The following is a 23,118-nucleotide window of genomic DNA, read 5'->3' as shown; positions in this document are numbered from 1 at the left end:
TTTTTATTATTCAAATGCATCAATTAACTCGGTTAGTCGGGCAATACTAGCTTCATCAGCGTTTTTAGAATCCTGATAATATAAAATATCGTGTTCTTCTTTAGGATAGTTTTTTCTTAGGAAACTAGCTACTTCATCGTAAAATTTCACCGATTCTTTGTAGTATTTAAGTTTTTGCTTATGTCTAGAAAGTAAAAAATTATTAAGATCCCAGTTAGCAAATTCTTTATCTAAATTCGCATAATACTCTTTTAAAGAATGTATTTCCCAGAGTTTGGAATACTTCTGTTGTACTTCCTTACCAAGCGGTGTTGGTTTTACTAAATTAGTTTCCTCATTATATTCCAGTAAACCATCAGCAAAGAATCTTTTAGTCACTTCGTTAGGGTTTAAATGATATCTATCATAGTAATATCTAGGAATTCGAACATCTAAAATTCTACCTTTTTGAGTTTTCCCCCACCATACAAGCAATAAAAGCTCTCTTAATTTATAACCTTCTGGAGTATGATAAGAATCATCAAAAGCATCATAATAATCTCCTTCGATAAAATCAGACCATTGAGGTCTATGTAACATGATATTTTGATAACGACTATCAAATATAGGAGAATCATTATCGACAGAAACTGTATAACTTGATTCTACTTCACTATTCTTTTTAGATGGTAATAGTGAAGTAGGATAGGACTGTTTGTTTCTCTTTTTTATTAGGTAGAAAATAATATACCCAACAAAGCCCACTACGAAGTATATCCAAATATAATATACCAAGGTTATGAATAAGGTTACAAATATTGCTCCTACTAGTATTTTCTTCATACAGATTTCCTATTAATATATTTTTATAAATTATGATATTCCTCTATAACTGTTGCTTTATAAACGAATGCGTTTGAGTTTTTATTGCAAATATTAAGTTAAACTACCTTTACGCAGGTATTCAGCGGACTATCTTCTTATATTCTATCTATTCTATTTATTGAAGTCAACAAAAGATTAAATTTTTTACTATTTTAAAACTTTTTCATAAAATTATTCAATAGGAATAAAACACTTATATAAATAAACCTATGAAAAAGGGGCACATAATAACAATAAATACCCCAAGAATCGCCCTTTCTCAGCAAATATTACGATAATGTTAGATTGGATTTCCCAATTTTTTAAAGGGTGCGTTTTCATAGAAAAATTCTTTGAGTCTTCAAAGAAAATATAGTATTATAATAGAGTTGATGTTGGTTTATCATCAACCAATGACAGCTTCATCGAATAATGAAAACATTACTTATTTATGTCACGAATGGGCGTGACGTTTCTACAAGGTGCCGTAACACCTAACAATGAGTAAGCTCATTTAGTCATAGAGAGATTTCACTGTCTTTTTGTGATTTTAAAGGCTTGCTTTGCAGGCCTTTTTCTATTATTCGATTGTTTTGATTTATTATTCAATTTATAGGAGGTAATATGAAATTACTGGAAGACCGCATTCTCAATGATGGGAATGTCCTTGGGGAAAATATCCTCAAAGTTGACTCTTTCTTAACTCACCAAGTTGACTTTGAGCTCATGCGTGAAATTGGAAAGGTCTTTGCTGAAAAGTTCAAGGATACTGGCATCACCAAGGTAGTGACTATCGAAGCATCTGGTATTGCTCCAGCCCTCTATGCTGCTGAGGCCTTGGATGTCCCTATGATTTTTGCTAAGAAGGCTAAAAATATCACCATGAATGAAGGGATCCTCACTGCTGAGGTCTACTCCTTCACTAAACAGGTGACTAGTACTGTCTCTATCGCAAGCAAGTTCCTCACTCCTGAAGATAAGGTCCTCATCGTTGATGACTTCCTAGCTAACGGCCAAGCTGCCAAAGGCTTGATTCAAATCATCGAAGAAGCTGGTGCACACGTCGAAGCGGTTGGTATCGTTATCGAGAAATCTTTCCAAGATGGCCGTGCTCTTTTGGAAGAAGCTGGTTACCCAGTCGTTTCACTTGCTCGTTTGGATCGTTTTGAAAATGGTCAGGTCGTATTTAAGGAGGCGGACATCTAATGCAAAATAAAGAGAAACATTCGCAGGCGGCGGTCCTAGGACTGCAACACCTACTTGCCATGTACTCGGGATCGATCCTAGTGCCAATCATGATTGCTGGAGCCTTAGGGTATTCAGCTCATGAATTAACCTACTTGATTTCCACTGACATTTTCATGTGTGGTGTAGCAACCTTCCTCCAACTTCAACTTAATAAATACTTCGGTATCGGTCTTCCAGTTGTTCTTGGGGTTGCTTTCCAGTCAGTGGCACCACTTATTATGATTGGTGAGAAACACGGTAGCGGTGCTATGTTTGGTGCCCTTATCGTTTCAGGGATTTATGTTATCCTCATTTCTGGCGTCTTCTCAAAAGTAGCCAATCTCTTCCCTTCTATCGTTACAGGATCAGTCATCACAACTATCGGTTTGACCCTCATCCCTGTCGCTATAGGAAATATGGGGAACAACGTTGATAAACCAACTGGTCAAAGCCTCTTCCTTGCAGCTATCACCGTTCTCATCATCCTTTTGATTAATATTTTCACTAAAGGATTTATCAAATCCATCTCAATCTTGATTGGTTTGATTGTCGGTACTGCTATCGCAGCAAGCATGGGCTTGGTTGACTTCTCACCAGTGGCTGCGGCACCTATTGTCCACGTCCCAACACCATTCTACTTCGGAATGCCTAAATTTGAGTTGTCATCAATCATCATGATGTGTATTATCGCTACAGTGTCTATGGTTGAATCAACTGGAGTTTACTTGGCCCTCTCTGATATTACCAAAGAACCACTCGATAGCACTCGCCTTCGTAACGGTTACCGCGCTGAAGGTTTGGCTGTTCTCCTTGGTGGACTCTTCAATACCTTCCCATACACAGGTTTCTCTCAAAACGTGGGTCTTGTGAAATTGTCAGGTATCAAGACTCGCTTGCCAATCTACTATGCAGCTGGTTTCCTTGTTCTTCTTGGACTCCTTCCTAAGTTTGGTGCCTTGGCTCAAATCATCCCAAGCCCAGTCCTTGGTGGTGCTATGCTTGTTATGTTCGGTTTTGTTTCTATCCAAGGGATGCAAATCTTGGCGCGTGTTGATTTCGCCAACAACGAACACAACTTCTTGATTGCTGCAGTTTCCATCGCTGCAGGGGTTGGTCTTAACAATAGCAATCTCTTCAACAGCCTACCAACTGCTTTCCAAATGTTCTTCTCAAACGGTATCGTGGTCGCAAGCTTACTCGCCATTGTCCTCAATGCCATTTTGAACCATAACAAAAAAGAAAAATAAAAACGAATAAACTCCCCTTATAGATTGTACTGATCCATAAGGGGAGTTTTTATCATAGTCTTAACGAACTGATGGTAGCAAGATCTTTGGTAACAATAGCGGTATCAAATCTCACCTCAAATAGAATCAGCGATTCACCTGCGTAATCTATTGTCTTTTTATAATCTGGAACCTTTGTAATGAAATGTTCTGCCATATCAACTACCGTTTTCGAACTTCTTTTTGCGAGACCTTTGGCTTTGACATGCTGGTTTCCAGTGTGAGGAATAGTGGTAAAGGCAATCGAAGGATTTTCTTCTATTTCCTTGACCTTGTCATTATCTTTAAAGGACGAAAAATAAAGAATGTTTTCACTAGGGTCGAAATAGAAATTAACAATTCTTACATTAGGAATGTTATTTACTGAAGTTGCCAAGGCCATTTCTGTTTGTTCTGCCATTATTCTCAAAAATTCTGTTTTCGTGTTCATTTTCAAAGCCTCATTTCCTTAGATTAATTATATCTGAAAGCCTATAAAATGTCAGTAGAGAAAATGAAAGCAAAGTGTTTCTTTAAGATTAAAACAGATTGAAAGCAAGTCATATCTATAGTACAATGAAAATATAAATGTTTGAAAAATTAATTTAGAAAGGAAAACAGAATGCACGAAACACATTCTCTCCGTGAGCGATTCCTTGTTTTCTTCAAGATTTTTGTGCCCATACTGATTTATCAGTTTGCCAACTTCTCGGCAGCCTTTGTGGACACTACCATGACTGGTCAATACGATACCCTACACTTGGCGGGGGTAGCCATGGCAACGAGTTTATGGAGTCCTTTTTTCACCTTTTTAACAGGTATCGTCTCTGCCCTAGTTCCTATTATCGGACACCATCTAGGGGCAGGTCGCAAGGACCGTGTTGCTCCAGATTTCTATCAATTTCTTTATATGGCCTTGGGCCTATCACTTATCCTCTTTGCCCTCGTTTTTCTGGGGCCCCCTTAGTTTTGAGCCACTTAGGTTTGGAACCTGTGGTCAGAAAGGTGGCCCTTGGTTACCTACGCTTTTTGAGTCTTGGGATTATTCCCCTTCTGCTCTTTAGCGTGGCTCGATCCTTCCTTGATTCACTTGGCCTCACGCGCCTCTCCATGTATCTCATGCTTTTACTTCTACCACTAAATGGTTTCTTCAATTTCCTCCTCATCTATGGCATTGCTGGTTTACCAGAGTTAGGGGGAGCTGGAGCTGGGCTTGGAACTTCATTGGCTTACTGGGCCCTTCTCCTTATTTCCATCGCGGTTATCAGAAAGCATAAAAAGATTAAGCCCTACCACATTGAAAAGGTTCAACCCCTTGATAAAGCAGCTCTGCTTGACGCCCTTAAACTAGGTCTCCCTATTGGTGGAACGGTCTTTGCAGAGGTCGCCATCTTCTCAGGTGTTGGACTAGTTATGGCCAAGTATCCATCCCTAGTCATTGCCAGTCATCAGGCAGCCATGAATTTCTCAAACCTCATGTATGCCTTTCCTCTCAGTGTTTCTAGTGCAATGGCTATCATTATTTCTTACGAATTTGGGGCCAGACGCATGGATGCCGTCAAGAGCTACAGCAAACTAGGTCGCCTGACAGCCTTAGGATTCTCTATCTTTACCTTGATTTTCCTCTACTTCTTGCGTTATGATTTGGCTGAACTTTATGGGCATGAGCCTGATTTTTTGAGAATGACGGCCATTTTCATGACCTATAGCCTCTTCTTCCAAGTGACGGATGTCTTTGCGGCTCCCCTTCAAGGAATCCTGCGTGGCTATAAAGATACCAAGGTACCTTTTTATCTCGGTGTCCTAACCTACTGGGGCATCACCCTCCCAGTTGGCTTCTTGCTTGAAAAAGTCACTGGACTTGGTCCCTATAGTTACTGGATTGGCCTGATTGCCAGTCTTATCGTCAGTGGTCTCTGTTACCAGTGGCGCTTAAATAAGATCGTCAAACGATACGAATCACAACAGTAACACACCTGAAGCAGTCTTTTCCGACTGCTTTTTCTATGTCCAAATCTCGATAATACAGAAAAAAACTCCTGCATATTGAAAACAGATAAACTGTTATCAATACACAGAAAGCTTCTTTTGATGAGTGATTAATTAAATTCAGATTTTCCTGACCTATTACCAAACTGGATTCATTAATGAAAACATAATGTTTAATATTGAAAAAGGTCACTTTTTGTCCTGAATGGTTAGGTCACATATTATGTTAGTTTTAAAAGGCTTTCATCTTATATACATCTTCTTTTGTCACATAAAAAGAGGTTGGGACCAAGGGTCACCAACCTCTCTTTTAGCTTTTACTAATTCCTTCAGAATACCTAATCAGTCCACTTGATCAAGCAAGTAAGCATAGCCCTCTTTTTCCATATCAGCTTTAGGCACAAATCGCGTTGCTACACCATTGATACAGTAGCGTAGACCTCCCTTGTCACTTGGCCCATCTGGAAAGACATGCCCTAGATGGGAGTCGCCCACACGACTACGAACTTCGATGCGGTCCATATTGTGAGAATGGTCTTCCTTGTAATTGGCTACCTCGGGGCTTATAGGGCGAGAGAAACTTGGCCAGCCACAAGCTGAATCAAACTTGTCCTTGGATGAAAAGAGAGGCTCACCGGTCACTACATCAACATAAATACCTGGTTCAAACTGATTCCAAAGTGGACTCGTAAAGGCCCGTTCTGTTCCATTCTCCTGAGTCACAGCGTAGGCTTCTGGACTCAAACTTTCCTTAAGCTCCTCCCGATTCGGCTTGTGATAAGTACTGGCATCAATGACAGGATTAGCTGCCTGATTGACATTGATATGACAGTAGCCATTCGGATTTTTCTTGAGATAATTTTGATGGTAATCCTCAGCAGGAATAAAGTGCTCCAGGGGCAACAATTCAACCGCCAAAGGCTGACCGTATTGCTCAGTCATTTCTTGGAAAACTTGCTTGATAGTCGATAAATCATTTGCATCCGTGTAGTAAACACCTGTACGGTACTGAGTTCCCACATCATTGCCCTGTTTGTTTTTACTCATAGGATTGATGATACGGAAGAAATGAAGCAGAATCTCTCGCAATGACACCTTGCTAGCATCATAGGTCACCTGAACAGTCTCAGCGTGACCAGTCTGACCGATGAGCTCATAACGAGTCGTCTCACTACGACCATTAGCATAACCCGAAACCGCATCAAGCACACCAGGCACACGAGAGAAATACTCTTCCACACCCCAGAAACAACCACCAGCAAGATAAATCATATGATTATTTAGATTTGACATTTTTAACACTCCCTTCAATAGATACTTTCATCTCCACGACTTAAGTGTAACGCTTTTGAGAAGATTTCGCACTTATAGTGACTTGGGGACACAAAAAATCCCACCACATTGTGATAGGATTTTATTTTTATTCCATTTCGAAGCTTTCGCTCTTAATCTTATCTGGTAAGACAAGAGATAGGAGGATGAGTAAGATGGCTGGAATCAACCATGGCAGTGATGCTCCTGATAATGGAAGGAAGTTAATAATGGCATTAAGTCCTGCAAGTTTGAACTGGCTGCCAATTACACTAAGCAAAGCGATCAGTGTCACTACACCAACTGTAATTTGCATACCAGGTTTAGACAAGGCCACAAACTTATTAGCAATCACAATCATAACAATTGTGATTGTAATTGGGTAAAGAATCAACAGTACTGGTACTGAGAAAGCAATGATATTATTAAGTCCCAAATTGGCAATCGCAAATCCAATAAGAGTGAAGACAATAGCATAGGTTTTGTATGAGACTTGTGGGAAGGCCTTATTAAAGAACTCACCGGTCGCCACAATCAATCCTGCTGTTGTCGTAAAGCACGTCACTGTTACCATAACTGCTAGGAAAATCTGTGACATGGGACCAAAGATAGCCTGTGTTGCACTCGATAGAACTGCTGCTCCAAGGTTAGCACCTTCTCCCAAAGTTGATGTATCAAGTGGGAAATGGTTACCCAAGAATGCTAGACCTAAGTATAAACCTGAGAACATCAATCCAACCAGAATACCTACAACCCAAATGGTTGAGATGTACTCTTTTTTAGATTTAAAGCCTAATTGATTGAGGGTTACTACTGCCACCACACTAAAGGCTACCGAAGCCAAGGCATCTAAGGTATTGTACCCTTCCAAGAAACCATTACCAAAGGCTGTGGCTTTGTAAGCTTCTGTTGCTGTATGTGTGCTATGACCACCATATTTAAAGGCACCAACTACAATCAAAATAACGATTAATAGAGCAAAGATAGGTGTCAGGATTCGACCAATACTATCTAAAATCTTAGAAGGATTCATTGCAATCCATAAAGCCAAGGCAAAATAAACCGCTGTGAAGGCAAGTAACCATAGACTAGTATGACTATTACCAAGCATTGGTGCAATACCAATTGAAAAAGCTGTCGCTGCTGTCCTTGGAATGGCAAAGAAGGGTCCGATAGACAAGTAAAGCACTGCCAAGTATAACAAGGCAAACTTAGGTGAGATTTTTTGAGAAATCTCGTGAATATACCCCTTCGGATTTAGAGTCCCAATAATAAGTGTTAGAATTGCAATTCCAACACCAGATAGGACAAAACCGGCAATAGCTGGCCAGAAATGACCTCCAGATTCAAAGCCTAGCTGAGGTGGGAAGGTCAGGTTTCCCGCTCCGAAGAACATACCAAACAGCAAAAGGGCTGTAAGGCCTCCTTTTTTTAACATAAGTTACTCCAATCTAAAACAAACAAGACATCATCTCAAAAAAGATAACTTGTTTATTACTATTTTAGTCAACTTACTTAGTATGACATGATTAGTTTGGAACTTCAAGCTATTGAAACGTATTAGGAAAGGTTTTTAAAATTGCAAATTTTCTGTATCATTATACGAAAAAACTAGACAAGAGTCTTATCTCGTCTAGTTTAAATACTTAAATTATGGGTGACTAACAATCAGTTCAAGGTCTCCCTTAATTTGCCATGCTTGAACATCGCTAGGAAGAATAAAGTGGCTTCCTTTTGCAATTGGGTATTCTTGACCATCGACTAGGAGACTTCCTTGACCGTCAAGTACACTAAACAAACTGTAATCAGCAGTCTTTTCAAAATCAGCTTTACCTGAGATTTCCCACTTATAAACGGCAAAGAAATCACTAGCGACTAAAAGCGTTGATTTGAGATCATCTACTTTTGTTGTGACTGGGCGACTATTGGCAGGTTCTCCAATAGTAAGCACATCAATCGATTTTTCTAGATGGAGCTCACGCAAGTTCCCTTGGTCATCCTTACGGTCAAAATCATATACACGGTAGGTCGTATCACTAGATTGTTGGGTTTCGAGAACCATGATTCCTGCACCAATAGCATGCATGGTACCGCTTGGAACATAGAAGAAATCTCCTGCTTTAACTGGAACTTTTGTCAAGAGATTTTCCCAATCCTTACTTTCAATTTGCTGGCGTAATTCTTCTTTTGATTTAGCATTGTGACCGTAAATGATTTCAGCACCTGGTTCAGCAGCAATGACATACCAACATTCTGTTTTACCAAGCTCACCTTCATGTTCAAGTCCATAAGCATCATCTGGATGGACCTGAACCGAAAGCCAGTCATTGGCATCCAATATCTTCGTCAAAAGAGGAAAGACAGGTTCCTTGCGATTGCCAAACAACTCACGATGCTCTGCATAAAGCACATCCAAAGTTTGCCCAGCATAACGACCATTTTTAATCGTCGATACACCATTTGGGTGAGCTGAGATAGCCCAGTACTCTCCAACATGGTCGCTTGGTATGTCATAGCCAAAGACATCACGTAAATGCGTACCACCCCAGATTTTTTCTTGCATAACAGATTGTAAAAACAATGGTTCAGACATAATATTCTCCTTATTCTAGGAACAGAGCCTCAGAGTCTCTGGAAAATTTTAGAAAAATGACTATCAGTGATAGATTCGTAGATGGATAAATTCCACATATGTCTTTAAATCACATGCAAGTCGCTAGTCCTTTTATTTACCAAAATTTTAGGCAAGTTCTTATGATTGTTTACCTCAATTATAAGCATAATTTGTGAAAAATTCAACAAAGTCTTAAAGAAATCATAATATTTTGGCTTAATGTCTTTAAGTTATCCCAGAATCTAATTTACTTTTAAAGTCTAGCTCAACCCCTCATTTTCTGGATGAACTTATTGAAATTAAAGGCTTTTTATCCTATAATACTAGTGATACTGTGAAAGGAAACTTATCAATGAAATTCTACTCCTATGACTATGTGCTAAGTCAGATTAGCCAACAAAACTGGGTTATGGTTGCCATTGCTGCAGGACTTATTTTAGTGACTGGCGTATTTGCTTTTAAGGCCTTCAAAGAACGCCATAATACTAAGTTTCGTGAACTCTCTATCATTTCTATTTTAACCTTAGTTGCTGTGGTTCTAATTTCTATCAGTAATTTCCAAACTAATCAGACCAATGATAACCAGTTCCGAGCATCTCTTCATTTTATTGAAGTCATCTCGAAACAGTTAGACGTCAAGAAAGAAAATGTCTATGTCAATACTTCTGCAGCCACTGATGGAGCTATCGTAAAAGTTAAAGACAACTACTACCGTGCCATTGCAAGTTCGGATCCTGATAGCTACTTGCTAGAACAAATAAAACTTTACAAGTCTGATGTTGAACTCGTGGAGGTTAAAAAATGACATCTTTTTATCTTACTGTTGCAATTAAACTAGCTTTGGGGCTTGTGTCACTCGTCTTTGTTATCAATTTAACAGGTAAAGGAAACCTAGCACCTAGCTCAGCTACTGACCAAGTACAGAACTTTGTTCTTGGTGCAATCCTCGGTGGTACAATTTATAGTAGTACCGTTTCAATCCTCCAATATCTCGTGATTTTGATTATTTGGACGATTTTGATTTTACTTCTAAAATGGCTAATTACCAATATTCTCTTTATCAAACATTTGATTGACGGTAAACCAACTGTCATCATCAAACATGGTCAACTAGATCCTGAAGCTTGTCGCTCTAAAGGACTTTCAGCCTCTGATGTCGCTTTAAAATTACGTTCCCAAGGAATTTTTCAACTTAAAGAGGTTAAACGTGCAGTTATTGAACAGAACGGCCAATTGATTGTGGTTCGTGTAGGTGATGAAAATCCTAAATACCCAATTGTCACAGATGGTGTCGTTCAATTAGAAATTCTTGACAGTATCGGAAAATCCGAAGCATGGTTAAATGACGAACTTACTAAAATGGGATATGACAACATTTCAGATATCTTCATCGCTGAATACGATAAAGGAAACATTAATGTCGTGACTTATTAAACAAATCACTTGCATTACCGTTTAATATTGTCTACAATGGTCTCATCATAAAAAGGAGGTTCTACTATGGGAATCGAAGATAAATTGAATCAAGCTAAAGGCGCTCTTAAAGAGGGGACTGGTAAACTGACTGGCGATAAAAAGACTGAAATCGAAGGTGCGGTTGAAAAAGTTGTATCTAAAGCAAAAGATAGCCTCGAAGACATTAAAGGTAGCGTTGAAGGTGCGGTTGAAGGCCTTAAAAATAGCTTTAAAAAATAAGTTAAAAAACTGTATCTGTTCATCAGATACTTTTTTTATGCTTTAAATGATAGAGCTAAAAAAAGACAGTCCTGGAATACAGAAACTGTCAAATGATTTTTAAAGCACTTAAACTATCTTTTGCTTAAAATAAACATGTCAAAGTCGTGATAAGTCCAAAAACAATACCAGGAGCATTGGCTGCTGCAAGTGGTAAATCACGTTCTTTCTTGAAAAGACCATAATAAACCCAAAGGCTACAGTTAATAGCTGCAACGAGGGGTTGGATAAAGTTTCCTTTATGACCTGCCAAGTTGTCCATGATTTGTGGGATATAAGAAACATACATCAATACTGACATACATGTTGCTACCCAACCGACGATTTTCATTTGTTTGTCATTCATAGCCAAACTCCTTTATTAAAAATGCGAACGTATATTCTTATAATATCAAAGTAATTGTATCCTAAAAAACTAATGATTACAAGCTTTTTCAAAACTTATATTTATTTTTATTCATCCTCATATAATCATGAAATGATATAGAAAAAGAACAGTAGTTTACTCCGGAAAGACAGATAACTACTGTTCTTTTTATCTTATTTTGAGACTTTCCTTGACCTTTTAATGCAAACGATGTTGTCATGAGTACAGCCCCTAACGCGCCTAGTCCCAAGCTACTCACCTCGCCGGTATTGGGTAGGCTTGATTTACTTGTTTGGTTCGTTTGTGAACTTTTATCAGACTGGCTAGCCTTAGAGTTTGTATTTTATTTTTGAGCAAGATTAGTTTGTAAAACTGATCTACCCAAGATTAAGCTAGCTACTAGGACTGCCCCCGCTTTTTCCCATTTTGATGATTTCTTAATGGCATACCATTCCTGTGTTTATTTGGTATGTTTGTATGTCATCTGTTAAACCTCCTACTTACTTTTGTGATGACTCTATTAAACACAATAAACCTAAGATAAGACTTAAAGAGAAGTTAACCTTCCCTTAAAGTAAAAAAGCCCCAAGATATTGGGAGCTTTTGATCTCTAGGATAGACCACTCTAAATCCTTCTATAATGACTAGACTGACCTGACTAAAATTCAGTCCATCCCTATGCAACCATTTGCTAAAGAAGTTTTCATGAATATTTTGCCAGTAAGCTAGGCTTCGATCTTCTTCACCTTCTTTGTAAGCATGGTCAACGCTGACTTGTTTAAAAGGAAGAACCACAACTTTAGTTGTTTCAATAATACAAACGGTATTTTACTTGAGCAATGGGACCTAGCTAACCGCATATAAGGCAAAAGGTGAGCTAGTTACTGTCTTTTGTACCACCAAAACCAAATTGCGAGATAGTCTATCTCTACTCCAAATATCAAAAAATGGTAGACCAAAAGGGCTCTACCATTTTCATCTTAATACTTAGAATGTTTGTAACCGTAAAAGGCATAAATAGCCGAACCAACTAGCACTGCTATGCCAAAGGCTAACCAGGTTTGCCAACTGTACTGACTCATAAATGATAGACATACAATAATCGAAAGGATTGGTAAGACTGGAACAAATGGAACCTTAAATTCACCCTTTTGTGGCAAGCCCTTGTCTTTACGAAGAATAATGAGGGCAATAGCCAAGAGGACCAAATAAGCCAAGGTCGCAATATTAACCAAGGATGCCATATTAGCCAAGGAGAAAACACCTGCTGAGATGGCTGAAAGGATACCAGTCAAAAGTGTCGCATGATGTGGAACCTTATGGGTCTTTGAAACCTTTTGGAAAGTTTGTGGAAGAAATCCATCACGCGCCAAGCTATAAACCATGCGACTAAGGGCATAGGCCATGGAAATACATACGGTAATCAAGGTCATAATGGCAACTACCGATACATAATTGGCTGCCCATGGCACACCGATGTAGCGAAGGGCATAAGCTACGGCATCGTCGACATTTAACTTCGTATAGTGGACAACTCCCGTCAAGACTAATGAAACAACTGCATAAAGTGAAGCGACAATAATCAAAGCGAGAACAATACCTCGAGGAACATTCTTTTGCGGTTCCTTAATCTCATCTACTGTCATAGAGATGGATTCAAATCCAAGAAAACCAAAGAACATGAGAGAAGCACCTGCTATAATCCCCGTCTTACCACCATAAATTTGACCAAAGCCAAATGGTGCAAAGTTATCCCAGTTGTCTGGATTCAGATGGAAAAGACCAACCAGGATGAAAACCGCCAAGGCAGAGAACTTAAGCACCACTAGGAGTGAGTTCAAACGAAGAACTTGTTTAGAATCCATGAGGAGGAGAGCCGTCACAAGCACCAAAACCAAGACTGGCAATAGGTCAATATAGGTCCCTTGACTCGGATTAAAAGGGCCACTGATAGCCTTGGGGAGCTGTAGACCAAAGCTCGCCAAGAGCCCCTTGAGGTAGGCTCCCCAACCAGAGGCAACACTAGACACGGCGTTCATGAAAACGATCATTGTAAGCCATCCGCCCATCCAAGCAGGGTACTCACCCCAAGAAGCATAGAGATAACCATAAACGCCACCGGCGGATGGATAGCGTGAGGCAAACTCAGCAAAGAAAATAGCCGACATACCCACACAAACGGCTGAAATCAAAACCGAAATAATCAGGGCTGGACCTGCCAAGGTTGATGCTGCGGTACCAGTAATGGTAAAGATACCGGTTCCGACCATGGCACCAATCCCCAAGAGGACGACATCCCTAAGAGTCAGATGCCGTTTCATCTCGGTTTGAGCCAAACCAACATCCTTTTTACGAAAAATACTCATTTTTATACTCCATTTTCTGAGAAATACCGCACTATTATACCATACTACAGGACAAAAATAGAGCTATTTCTGTGTTTTTATACCTCTATTAATAAAAAGCTTATTCAAGATTAAGATTTCGTAACAAGTATTTTCTAACGTGTGGCCTATATCTATCAAAAACCGACTGCTCAAAACGTTGCTTTAGTTGTCCATTATTCCTCAGTTTTAGTAAATTGGTCTTAGGATAGAAAAATAACAAGATTTCTCAATCCTGCTACTTTTTTGTCTTATCATTTTGATAATGTTTAGTCATAGTACAGCCAATCGTCAAACTGACTGCCCGAGTTAAAGTAATTACTTGTCACCAAAAACTTTGAAACGACCTTCTGTTTGTATGTCTTTGTCTCCTGCTGGTGCTACGATTTGACCAAATGGTGCTTGGGCACGAAGCTTCCAGTTCGCTGGGATATCATATTTTTCAGCTAATTGTGCATCAACAAGTGGGTTGTAGTGTTGTACGTTCATGCCGATATTCTTCTCAGCCAAGGCCAACCATGTCGCATAAAGGGCGATTCCATGACCTTGCTCTGACCAAATTGGGAAGTTTTCAGCGTAAAGTGGGAATTGCTCTTGAAGGCCTGTCACTACTTCTTGGTCTTCGTAGAAAAGGATTGTTCCCTTAGCTTGAGCAAAACCTGCCAAACGTTCTTTTGTTCCCTCAAAAGCTTCTTTTGGCGTTACTTTTTCAAGCTCTGAATAAGCGATTTCATTCCAGAAAGCATCTGATTCTTCATCCAGCAAGATCACCACACGTGATGTTTGTGAGTTGAAGGCTGTAGGTGTGTTAAGGACAGCTCCTTGAATGGTCTCAATCAATTCTTGGTTAGAGAGCTCAAGGTCTTTTCCCAAAGCATAGATTGAACGGCGTTTTGTTTGTAAGTCTGTAAAGTAGGTCATAGTTATTCTCTCTTTCTTTATGATAAATGTTAATTGTTAAAATTTCTAAGCTATTTTGTAATAACTTTGATTACAATAACTATTATAACTGTTTTAAATGTAATGTCAATAGTTACGACTTAAAATTCACTAGTTGTTACTATTTTTTCTTACTCGTGTCAAAATACCATCCTTATCCTCAACTGTTAACTCATTAATAGATGACCATTTGACCTCAGCTCCACGATTGTTAGCACGTTCTGCTATACCAAGCAAGTCTTCCTTGTTCTTCACTTCAACGACGTAGTAAGCAAGACCAGGCATATCTTTGTCACGTTTAGACAAGTTTTTTCCGCCCCATTCGTTGACCGCAAGGTGATGGTGGTAATCACCTGAAGCAATCCAACTAGCACTTGGAATGGTGAACTTATCTGCTAGCTCCAAAACATCCTGATAGAAAGTCGTTGCTAGCTGACTATCTTTGACCGATAAATGAATATGCCCCATGCGAGTATCCTTAGCTATCACAAAAGGCTCAACCTTACGTCCCATCTCGTAAATTTCTTGAGCTGATAGTTCTTCTGTGACACCAACGATGCGACCATCCTCACGAATATCCCATTCAGCGACTGGCTTGTCTCTATAAAGCTCAATACCATTGCCCTCAAGATCTTCCAAATAAAGGGCTTCACTATAACCATGGTCAGCTGCACCGACAAATGGATAGTCCAGCTCAGCAATATGTTTGAAAACATCTGCCAAATCCTCACGAGACGGCAACAAGATTGCCATATGGTAGAGACCATAACTAGACTTGACCGCTTCCTCACGATTGGTTTCAATCAAGTGAACTAGCGGCTTGTTTCCCGCTCCTAAAACAACTTCTGTTTCAGTTTGGGATAAAATCTCAAGTCCTATAATTTGTGTATAAAAGGACGTCTGACGTGTCAAGTCCTTCACATTGAGTACCGCTTCTGCGAGGTAAATCTTACTATTGTAATCGTATGTCATATGATTTTCTCCTGTGTTGTAATCATTCCTATGACATTATTATACTTGGTCTAATTGTAATATCAATTATTACAACATGGAATTAAAAAGAAACCGAAAAACTTTCGATTTCTTATAGTTTAAAGTCTAAAAATCAAGCTCCAACTTCTTTCCAGTTGGCCTTAGCATCCTTTAAAATACCAGCCAAAGTTTTCTTTTCGAGTTCTTTTTCCATTGCCATTTGAACGTCTTCTAGACTCTGATCCAAAATCCCATGGATATTACGTCCTACTGGACACGCTGGATTAGGATTGTCATGAAAACTAAAGAGTTTGCCACTTGGACCGATGCTATCCACCGCACGATAAACCTGCAAGAGGTTAATCTCCTCTGGTGCCTTGGCTAATGTGGCTCCTCCACTTCCCCTTTGAACTGAAATCAAGTCTGCTTTCTTCAGTTGCGACAAGGTTTTGCGGATAATAACTGGATTAACCCCCACACTACCTGCCATTAAATCACTGGTTAGCTTAGTTTCATTTCCCTTATTTTGTGCTATAAGGGTCAAAATATGGACAGCAATGGTAAAGCGACTTGGAATTTGCATATTTGGGACCTCTCATTCTTCTTTGCTATTTTACTTAATTATAACAAAAAGAACGTTGTAAAACAAGGAGTTACAACGATTCAAAAAGTTAGTCTTACACTAAAAAATAGAGCCATCGTAAACTCTATCCTTTTGTATTTGATAATAAGTAACTAGACTAATAATAGATAGTATTCTATCCTATTGAGGCTCTAGTTTGGTCTTTTGTTTCTTACGGACCCCCTGCCCCTCAATATGCTGTTTGACCAGATCCACAACTTCATCATTGGTTGGCAAGTCCGAGTGCTGAGCATCTTCACCTGTAACAGTGATTTCAGTATAACTTTTTGCCTGATTCTGATAGATATATTTCCCAGCAGACACACTAGCATCAGGAACCAGCTCATCCGAATCATAGGTAATGGTTCCAGCTACCGAATAGACATGCAGGGTAGACGGAATATTCTCCTTGGCAGCTATAAAGTCTGCTAGCATGACTGATTTATTTTTGATATTGGTTTCAGTGAAATTATAGGGCGTTCCGATAGTCATCAAAGAATTTATCTTGACATCGTAGTCGCTAAGATAATTTTCAATAAAAGCCGTATAAATCAATCCTCCATTTGAATGTGCCAACCCTTTAAAATTATTGAAATTGTATTTATTCTGCAAGGCTTCAAAGGCGTGGTTCATCATCTTAGCTTGTTTTTTGATATTGCTATAGCCGTCGTTATTATTTTCAAAGCCGATAACAATAATAGGTTCGTTGTCCTTAGCTTTGATTTTGCCCTCAAAGGTGATACGCCCATTATTCCAAACCTTAACCTTGAGGAGGCTATGCTTGACACCACGACGGTCTTGATTAAGCTTACGTACTAGGCCATCAAATCTATTTTCCGTAGCGGAGCTCCCTGGAATCATGATAATGGGAGACAATTTTGAATTATAGAAAGTCTCTATTTCCTTGACATTTTTCCTAGTCCAACTATAGGATGGGACGGCTAGCCCAATAAGAAAGAGAGCAACAAGGATAAAGACCAACTTAGTTTTTTTATTTAGTTTCAAGGCTTTCTCCTTCCTCTTTTAGACCGTGTTGTACCTTATTGGACAAACGCACAAATGGTATAAAGATAAGAATGTCAACTGCAAAACAGAGGAGACTAATTGCTAGAGCTCGTAAACTACCCCCAGTTCCGATAAAGGCGAAAAGAAGACTTGGTGTACCATCTGGAACTGGATAAACCGCAGCTGGCATAAGATGAATAGCCAAGGCCACCGCAGCAATACCCATATTGATCATAGGTGCCAATAGGAAAGGAACCAGATAAACTAAATTAAGCAAGACTGGTATCCCCACCATAAATGGAGCCCCATTATTAAAGAGACTAGGAAAGACACTTAGAAGACTCACCTTCTTATCCTTGTAACTGGTTGATGCTAAAAGCAGAGCCACCAAGAGGGCTAGCCCTGAGCCAATGCCAGCAACCAAGCCATAACTATGATAAAGATTTGTTAGTGTGTAAAGGTGGGGAAGCCCAGTCGTCGTATGATGGGAAACAGCATAGGTCAGATTTTCCAAGGCAAAACTATCCTCGGCAATAGAATTTAGGGCAAGAGCCTGACTATTACCAATCCAAGCAAAAAAAGTGTTCAAAAGTCCCATCATAAAGGTTAAGAACAAATGATTATCAGTTACAGTAAAGGTAGAGGTAACCTGCCTAATCGTCTGAAAAATATTAGCCTGCTCTCCAATCACAAAGAGAATGTTAAGTCCAATAGCTAAAATGAGTGATAAAAAAATAGGACGGACAGTCTTTGGTTGATAAATATAGTTCTTGTCCACAATCTGATCATCACTAGCTCTTGAAAAGCGAAAAATCTGGCCAACCAGATAGCCAACAAAGATAGCCAACATAATGTTGATTGAAGCCGGTAAATTGATGCGAGTCAAAACACCATCGTTTAGCGGTGACAGCAACAGCTCCTGCGATCCTATAATTAAGCTAACCAAAAGGGATGTCACACCAGCTGTACCAGTACTTCTACCATAGTGACCAGCTGTGTATTTTCCTGCAAAGTAGGTTGATAAGGGCCCAGCTAAGCCACCAAGAAAGTTGGAAAGATTAATGAGCACCTGACCAGTTATCTTAAAGGCCGGTAACCAGTCAGAAACTAAAAACAGCTGATTGACATAGCCAAGCTCTGAAAATACCGATAGTGAAATCACCCGAATAATTCCTGAAAATAGGAAAAAGGGAAAGAGCGAAACCAAGGTTTTCTGCGTAATTTGGACGAAGCCTCGCTCACGAAACCAGAGAAACCTCTGGACCAAATAGTTTGTCATAAAAGACTCCTAGTAAAAGGCAAAATAAACTTTACATTCAACGTTTTTCTTCATTATAACACAAAGAGAGATGCCTTACCTTAATCCTGGGTTACAGCACACACTATCAGACTTTAATCCCCGTCATTTTTATGATTTCTTGAAAAATTTAAGAAACATTTGAGAATTTCTTGATGTTTATTTGATGACTTTATACTACAATAAAGATGAAAAGAAAGCAGTATCAAACAAGCGAAAGGAGGCTTATCATGAAAAAGGTACTTGAGGTCAGACATCTGACTAAACGTTACGGCCAACACCTAGCACTCGACAATGTAAACCTGACCTTAGAAAAGGGTGAGGTCTATGGCCTTATCGGAAGAAACGGGGCAGGTAAGACAACACTGATTAAAGTCATCACAAAACTCATCCGCCCTAGCCAAGGAAGTGTTTCCCTCTTCCACTCTACCTCCAAATCAGAGTGGACTCACGCACTGAAACGTGTTGGTTCTGTGATTGAAACACCAGTTGCCCTGAATCATCTCAATGCACGTCAAAACCTACGTTACTACTGCAAGATTCATCACGTTCCAAATCCTGACAATGTCATTGATGAAATCCTTGATACAGTTGGACTTGGACACACTGGTAAGAAAAAATTTCGTAGTTTCTCACTGGGTATGAAGCAACGTCTAGGTATCGCTATTGCACTGATTGCAAAACCAGACCTACTTATTTTAGATGAACCGATTAATGGTCTCGACCCAGTTGCTATCAAAGAATTCCGCCAAATGATTAAAAAATTGAGCGAAGAGCAAGGTATGACAGTTCTCATCTCTAGCCATATCTTGTCTGAACTCTATCAAGTTTCAACCCGCTTTGGCATTATTGATCACGGTCAAATCATCCGTGAAATCACTAAGGACGAATTCGAACATCTCAGCGAAGACTATATCGTTCTTAAAACTAACCAATTAGCCCTGGCTAGTCGCATTCTCCAAGACCAACTCCATCAACACTTCAAAGTGGTTAACGGCAACAATGAAATTCATATTTTTGACAAATCCCATGTTATAAAGGCAATTGTCAAAGAGCTGGTTAAACAAGAAGTTGAGATCGATGAAATTTACTACAAACGTCAAGACTTAGAAAACTACTTCACACAACTAGTAGATTCAGAAAGGAGGTAGGGCCATGTTACACACTATTCACGCCGATTTCTATCGACTCTTTCGTTCTAAAGGATTTTGGATTTCTGAAATTATCCTAGCCCTAAACATTATTTCTGGTGTCCTATTGGGAGGCACAGGTCATGTAGGCGTAGAAACTGGGGCAAAACAAGCCGTTAAAAGCGCCTCTTCGTGGACTGGTGTCGGATCACTGATTAATTACTCTAGTAGTATCTCCATGACAGTCCTCTTCACTTTAATTGTGGTCTCTATCATTTTAGGTGTTGATTTAGCACAAAAATTGTACAAGAATAATCTCACCTCCGGCATTTCACGGAGCGGATTCTTCTTCGCCAAGGCAACCGTCATTGTAGCTATCACTTTAGGACAACTCCTCTTGTCTTACGGCCTTGCCTTTGTTCTAGGTACTCTTTGCCACGGTCTTGGAACTGTACCTGATCACTTTGTTAGAAACTTTGCATTAACTTTCCTTCTCCAATTCTTGTGTAATCTAGCTTGGGTAAGTCTGACCACGGTTGCCCTCTACCTCACACATTCTATCGTGACAACCTTTGTGACTTACACCCTTGGTTTAGTAGCTTTAACCGTACCAGCAGCAATCTTCCCTAAAGTAGAAATTTTGAAATACTTGTCACTCAACTTTAATTACGGCATGACTGCAGATAAAACTATCATTCAAAATACTGCAATCGTGGCAGTAGGATTTATCCTAGCATTCACAGCTTTGGGCTTGATTACTTTTGAAAAACAAGATTTATGAGAACAAAAATAACATCGTGCACACGCTCGATGTTATTTTGATTTCTTGTTATCATTCGTTGATTTTCACAAATGCTTTATTTGAGTTTCCAAATCCAGCATCAACTTTTAATTTCAAATTAGTATCAGAGATTGTATCTGGATTCAAATCAAAAACAACATTACCAGTCACTTCATTTTCTGGATTAACACTGGTAAAGAAAAGATTTGCATCATCATTTGCATAGATTCCTGCTGTTGAATCAGTTTTATACTCTGTTTTATCTTTAACTAGCTTAAAGTCAGAATCAGATACTGTAATAGCCTTAGTACCGTTATTTTTTACAGTTACGTTTAAAATAAGATATGAACCTTTTGCATTCATACCAAATTCGCCACCTACATTTTACACGACTTCTTTAGTATGAATTGTGTATTCTACATCTGCAATTTTAAAAGTTTCTGACATCTTATAAGTAGGAATGTCCTTACTTTTTTTATTTTTCTTATTTTTAAATCCAAAAATAACATTGCTATATTGATAATCATTATCAGTTTTTGCAGAAGCACTTGTTTGGTTCATTAGAGAAATAACAACTGCACCGACTAAGAACCCAGATAGAACGATACATTCTAAAATTTTACAATGAAAACTAAATTATTTTTATATTGCAATTCTCTAATTTTTATTTTTCCCTCAAAGTTGCAAAAAGATTATAAAAAACATAAAGTTTATGCTTTCATAATCTCACTGTTAAATAAAACCATTCATTCTCATAGGACAAATGCAACTCACCCTCTAAGACTTGGACTAAGTGTTCGGTGATATAAAGTCCAAGTCCAGAGGAATCCTCGGTGTCTGACAGGTTTTCAGAATAAAAGCGGGTCGTTAGTCGGTCTAGATGCTGTATCGTCTGTTGTACCATATTACTAACTGACAAATAAATGCCATCGTCCTTTTTCTGCAATGTCAGATGAGCTTGAGTCTTACCATGTTTTAGAACGTTACTGATAATATTCTGAAATAGACGTTCAAAAATATCTGGATCCATTTCGCATTGGATATCAGGGGTTACTTGAATATCTAGTGTAATCCCTGTCTCTTGAAACATGTCATAGTAAGGTAGGATAGACTTAACCACAAGTTGAGAAAAGTCCACATCTTGAAATTGTGGTTGGATGGCCCCCTCTGTTAATCGTCGATATTCCAACAAGGCTTCCAAACGCTTTGAAACAGTCAATAGATTTTTAGAAATCTTCTCCATAGCCATATCATCTTCCCTACTACTTCGAAGACTTTGCTGAGCATAGCCGCTCGCTACTGTTAGTGGTGTTCGTATATCATGGGCAATATTACTGATAGCCATATCCATGGTTTTCTTTTCTTGGACAGCGACAAGCTTAGTCTTTTCAATTTGGGTAAAGAGAGACTCAATCCGATTCGTTAGGGTAACCAATGATTTAGGCTGGTTTTTCAAAGTAATTCGTCGATGACTTTCTTCAACTAGCTTTTCTTCAATCTGCTTTGAGAGAGATTTTACAGCCAAATAGTAACGAACTAGACAGGTAGTTACTCCTAGAAGAAGTCCTATCAATACAATAAGCAGTCCTTCCATCAGTCTTCTCCTTTAAGTCGCACACCTAAGCCCCAAATCGTTTCGATATACTCCGTACCCGCATCCACTTGGGCTAGTTTCTTACGTAGATTACTCAACTGTGCATTCAATGTATTATCACATGATAGATAAGGGGCTTCCCAAACCGTCTCATAAAGGTCATCTTTAGTAAAAATTTTATTTGGATTTTGAAGGAGTGTGTGGAAAATTTGAAACTCTTTCTTACCCAAACGAATGACTTTTCCCTGACAGGAGACTTCAAAACTGTCTGAGTTTATCGTGATATTTTTGACTTGATAGATGTTATCAGGCCTATCACTTCCCTTGCTGTGTTCACGTAGTTGAACCGAGACACGCGCATAAACTTCTTCAAGATCAAAGGGCTTAACGATATAATCATTTGCACCATCAAGTAAGTACTGGCTAATCAAGTGCTTGTCACCCAAGGCTGTCAGCATAATAACAGGAACAGAGCTTCTTTGCCTGATAAACTTAAGCACTTCTTCGCCACCTTTACCCGGTAACATGATATCTAGGAGAACCAAATCAATCTCTTGACTTTGAAACACAAGCTCTCCTTCGGTCCCAGAGTAGGCTTGGATAATATCATGTTCTTCAGAAAACAAGTTAAAAAGAATATTCTGGATATCCTCATTGTCCTCAATCTGTAAAATACGTGCCATGTCTTAATCCTCCAATGATACTACCAATTGTATACGCTCACTTTCTCTTTCATCTTAACAAAAAGCCAAATTAATGACAAGGTGAATTATGAGTTATTGATAGCATAAAAGGAAAAATAAAAACCGTAAGCCTTCGCTTCCGAGACTGACGGTCAATTATTTATTAAGCAAAAGTCGTCACATCAGAAGCATTCAAACGAACAGACTCGAAACCTTCTTCATTGGACTTACCAAGAGCAATGAGCAAAACTGGTACATGACGGTCTTCATCAAGTCCAAAGGCTTTGGCGAGACCTTCTTTTTTCTACCATTTGTCAAGTATAATACGGTTTCTGATTCAACATTATTTCTGAAAGTGCAT

General features: G+C 39.0%; 23 protein-coding genes, 4 pseudogenes and 1 riboswitch. Of the genes and pseudogenes, 8 read left to right on the top strand and 19 right to left on the bottom strand.

From position 1 onward, the window contains the following. Positions 1–6 precede the first annotated feature (6 nt). A complete protein-coding gene (locus tag ADF62_RS06935; protein WP_048788441.1) occupies positions 7–822 on the bottom strand; it encodes a hypothetical protein in 816 nt (271 codons plus the stop codon). Between the two features lie 446 nt (positions 823–1,268). Next, positions 1,269–1,364: riboswitch (purine riboswitch) on the top strand. 103 nt (positions 1,365–1,467) lie between these two features. On the opposite strand from ADF62_RS06935, the gene ADF62_RS06930 reads away from it, so the two are divergent. Then, positions 1,468–2,049, top strand: a complete 582-nt coding sequence (locus ADF62_RS06930) for a xanthine phosphoribosyltransferase (protein ID WP_048788440.1) — start codon at positions 1,468–1,470, stop codon at positions 2,047–2,049. After that, a complete protein-coding gene (locus ADF62_RS06925; protein WP_048788439.1) occupies positions 2,049–3,317 on the top strand; it encodes a nucleobase:cation symporter-2 family protein in 1,269 nt (422 codons plus the stop codon). Before ADF62_RS06930 ends, ADF62_RS06925 begins: the two co-directional genes overlap by 1 nt. Positions 3,318–3,369: 52 nt before the next feature. Here the strand turns inward: ADF62_RS06925 and ADF62_RS06920 are convergent, their stop codons facing one another. Beyond that, positions 3,370–3,786: a pyridoxamine 5'-phosphate oxidase family protein gene (locus ADF62_RS06920; RefSeq protein WP_048788438.1), complete on the bottom strand. Its 417-nt coding sequence runs from the start codon at positions 3,784–3,786 to the stop codon at positions 3,370–3,372. 171 nt (positions 3,787–3,957) lie between these two features. On the opposite strand from ADF62_RS06920, the pseudogene ADF62_RS06915 reads away from it, so the two are divergent. Further along, positions 3,958–5,306: pseudogene (locus ADF62_RS06915) on the top strand (MATE family efflux transporter). A 360-nt stretch (positions 5,307–5,666) separates the two neighbouring features. Here the strand turns inward: ADF62_RS06915 and msrB are convergent. The 3 genes from msrB to manA all read right to left on the bottom strand — a co-directional run bounded on the left by msrB (position 5,667) and on the right by manA (position 9,228). Further along, positions 5,667–6,617: a peptide-methionine (R)-S-oxide reductase MsrB gene (gene msrB, locus ADF62_RS06910; protein ID WP_048788437.1), complete on the bottom strand. Its 951-nt coding sequence runs from the start codon at positions 6,615–6,617 to the stop codon at positions 5,667–5,669. 127 nt (positions 6,618–6,744) lie between these two features. Next, a complete protein-coding gene (gene brnQ, locus ADF62_RS06905; RefSeq protein ID WP_003093615.1) occupies positions 6,745–8,073 on the bottom strand; it encodes a branched-chain amino acid transport system II carrier protein in 1,329 nt (442 codons plus the stop codon). A 213-nt stretch (positions 8,074–8,286) separates the two neighbouring features. After that, entirely contained in the window at positions 8,287–9,228 is a 942-nt protein-coding gene (manA, locus tag ADF62_RS06900) for a mannose-6-phosphate isomerase, class I (protein WP_048788436.1), read from the bottom strand. 373 nt (positions 9,229–9,601) lie between these two features. Here manA and ADF62_RS06895 point away from each other — a divergent pair, with 373 nt between their 5' ends. From ADF62_RS06895 to ADF62_RS06885, 3 genes are all read left to right on the top strand, one after another. Next, complete coding sequence (locus ADF62_RS06895; RefSeq protein ID WP_048788435.1) at positions 9,602–10,054, top strand: DUF3290 family protein; 453 nt, start codon at positions 9,602–9,604, stop codon at positions 10,052–10,054. After that, positions 10,051–10,683, top strand: coding sequence for a DUF421 domain-containing protein (locus tag ADF62_RS06890; RefSeq protein WP_048788434.1), 633 nt, complete (start codon positions 10,051–10,053; stop codon positions 10,681–10,683). Before ADF62_RS06895 ends, ADF62_RS06890 begins: the two co-directional genes overlap by 4 nt. A gap of 66 nt (positions 10,684–10,749) precedes the next feature. Continuing rightward, positions 10,750–10,944: a CsbD family protein gene (locus ADF62_RS06885; protein ID WP_003096760.1), complete on the top strand. Its 195-nt coding sequence runs from the start codon at positions 10,750–10,752 to the stop codon at positions 10,942–10,944. 124 nt (positions 10,945–11,068) lie between these two features. Here ADF62_RS06885 and ADF62_RS06880 read toward each other — a convergent pair whose 3' ends face one another. The 9 genes and pseudogenes from ADF62_RS06880 to ADF62_RS06845 all read right to left on the bottom strand — a co-directional run bounded on the left by ADF62_RS06880 (position 11,069) and on the right by ADF62_RS06845 (position 18,551). Beyond that, the gene (locus ADF62_RS06880) at positions 11,069–11,329 is read right to left on the bottom strand and encodes a SemiSWEET family transporter (protein WP_003094097.1); all 261 of its coding nucleotides are present in this window, start codon (positions 11,327–11,329) and stop codon (positions 11,069–11,071) included. 88 nt (positions 11,330–11,417) lie between these two features. Next, positions 11,418–11,636 (bottom strand): annotated as a pseudogene (locus tag ADF62_RS11690) (LPXTG cell wall anchor domain-containing protein); the annotation flags it as partial. A gap of 272 nt (positions 11,637–11,908) precedes the next feature. After that, a pseudogene (locus ADF62_RS11910) lies at positions 11,909–12,309 on the bottom strand (ASCH domain-containing protein). A gap of 21 nt (positions 12,310–12,330) precedes the next feature. Then, positions 12,331–13,716 carry an amino acid permease gene (locus ADF62_RS06870; protein ID WP_048788433.1) on the bottom strand — a complete coding sequence of 462 codons (1,386 nt, stop codon included), beginning with the start codon at positions 13,714–13,716 and terminating at the stop codon, positions 12,331–12,333. Between the two features lie 336 nt (positions 13,717–14,052). After that, positions 14,053–14,655, bottom strand: coding sequence for a nitroreductase family protein (locus ADF62_RS06865; protein ID WP_048788432.1), 603 nt, complete (start codon positions 14,653–14,655; stop codon positions 14,053–14,055). Positions 14,656–14,784: 129 nt separating this feature from the next. Beyond that, entirely contained in the window at positions 14,785–15,645 is an 861-nt protein-coding gene (locus tag ADF62_RS06860) for a VOC family protein (RefSeq protein WP_048788431.1), read from the bottom strand. A 133-nt stretch (positions 15,646–15,778) separates the two neighbouring features. Then, positions 15,779–16,228, bottom strand: coding sequence for an Rrf2 family transcriptional regulator (locus tag ADF62_RS06855; protein ID WP_048788430.1), 450 nt, complete (start codon positions 16,226–16,228; stop codon positions 15,779–15,781). Between the two features lie 180 nt (positions 16,229–16,408). Further along, positions 16,409–17,272: an alpha/beta hydrolase gene (locus tag ADF62_RS06850; RefSeq protein WP_048788429.1), complete on the bottom strand. Its 864-nt coding sequence runs from the start codon at positions 17,270–17,272 to the stop codon at positions 16,409–16,411. Further along, a complete protein-coding gene (locus tag ADF62_RS06845) occupies positions 17,259–18,551 on the bottom strand; it encodes a PTS sugar transporter subunit IIC (protein WP_048788428.1) in 1,293 nt (430 codons plus the stop codon). Before ADF62_RS06845 ends, ADF62_RS06850 begins: the two co-directional genes overlap by 14 nt. Before the next feature lie 248 nt (positions 18,552–18,799). Between ADF62_RS06845 and ADF62_RS06840 the strand changes: the two genes are divergently transcribed. Together ADF62_RS06840 and ADF62_RS06835 are read left to right on the top strand one after the other, a co-directional pair. Then, positions 18,800–19,720, top strand: a complete 921-nt coding sequence (locus ADF62_RS06840) for an ABC transporter ATP-binding protein (RefSeq protein ID WP_003094802.1) — start codon at positions 18,800–18,802, stop codon at positions 19,718–19,720. Positions 19,721–19,724: 4 nt separating this feature from the next. Then, complete coding sequence (locus ADF62_RS06835) at positions 19,725–20,480, top strand: ABC transporter permease (protein ID WP_003093365.1); 756 nt, start codon at positions 19,725–19,727, stop codon at positions 20,478–20,480. Positions 20,481–20,531: 51 nt separating this feature from the next. On the opposite strand, the gene ADF62_RS06830 is transcribed toward ADF62_RS06835, so the two are convergent. From ADF62_RS06830 to ADF62_RS11540, 5 genes and pseudogenes are all read right to left on the bottom strand, one after another. Beyond that, the gene (locus ADF62_RS06830) at positions 20,532–20,843 is read right to left on the bottom strand and encodes a DUF4352 domain-containing protein (RefSeq protein ID WP_003093431.1); all 312 of its coding nucleotides are present in this window, start codon (positions 20,841–20,843) and stop codon (positions 20,532–20,534) included. 21 nt (positions 20,844–20,864) lie between these two features. Then, a complete protein-coding gene (locus ADF62_RS10980) occupies positions 20,865–21,041 on the bottom strand; it encodes a hypothetical protein (protein WP_003093388.1) in 177 nt (58 codons plus the stop codon). A gap of 157 nt (positions 21,042–21,198) precedes the next feature. After that, positions 21,199–22,074, bottom strand: a complete 876-nt coding sequence (locus ADF62_RS06825; protein ID WP_003094018.1) for a sensor histidine kinase — start codon at positions 22,072–22,074, stop codon at positions 21,199–21,201. Next, positions 22,074–22,757, bottom strand: coding sequence for a response regulator transcription factor (locus tag ADF62_RS06820; protein ID WP_048788427.1), 684 nt, complete (start codon positions 22,755–22,757; stop codon positions 22,074–22,076). The genes ADF62_RS06825 and ADF62_RS06820 overlap by 1 nt, the downstream gene beginning before the upstream one ends. A 163-nt stretch (positions 22,758–22,920) precedes the next feature. Further along, positions 22,921–23,061 (bottom strand): annotated as a pseudogene (locus tag ADF62_RS11540) (nitroreductase family protein); the annotation flags it as partial. Between the last annotated feature and the right edge of the window lie 57 nt (positions 23,062–23,118).

The sequence above is a fragment of the Streptococcus sp. 1004_SSPC genome, from assembly GCF_001069025.1.
In the GTDB taxonomy this organism is placed as follows: Bacteria; Bacillota; Bacilli; order Lactobacillales; family Streptococcaceae; genus Streptococcus; species Streptococcus vestibularis.
This window is presented reverse-complemented; position numbering and strand designations above follow the sequence as displayed.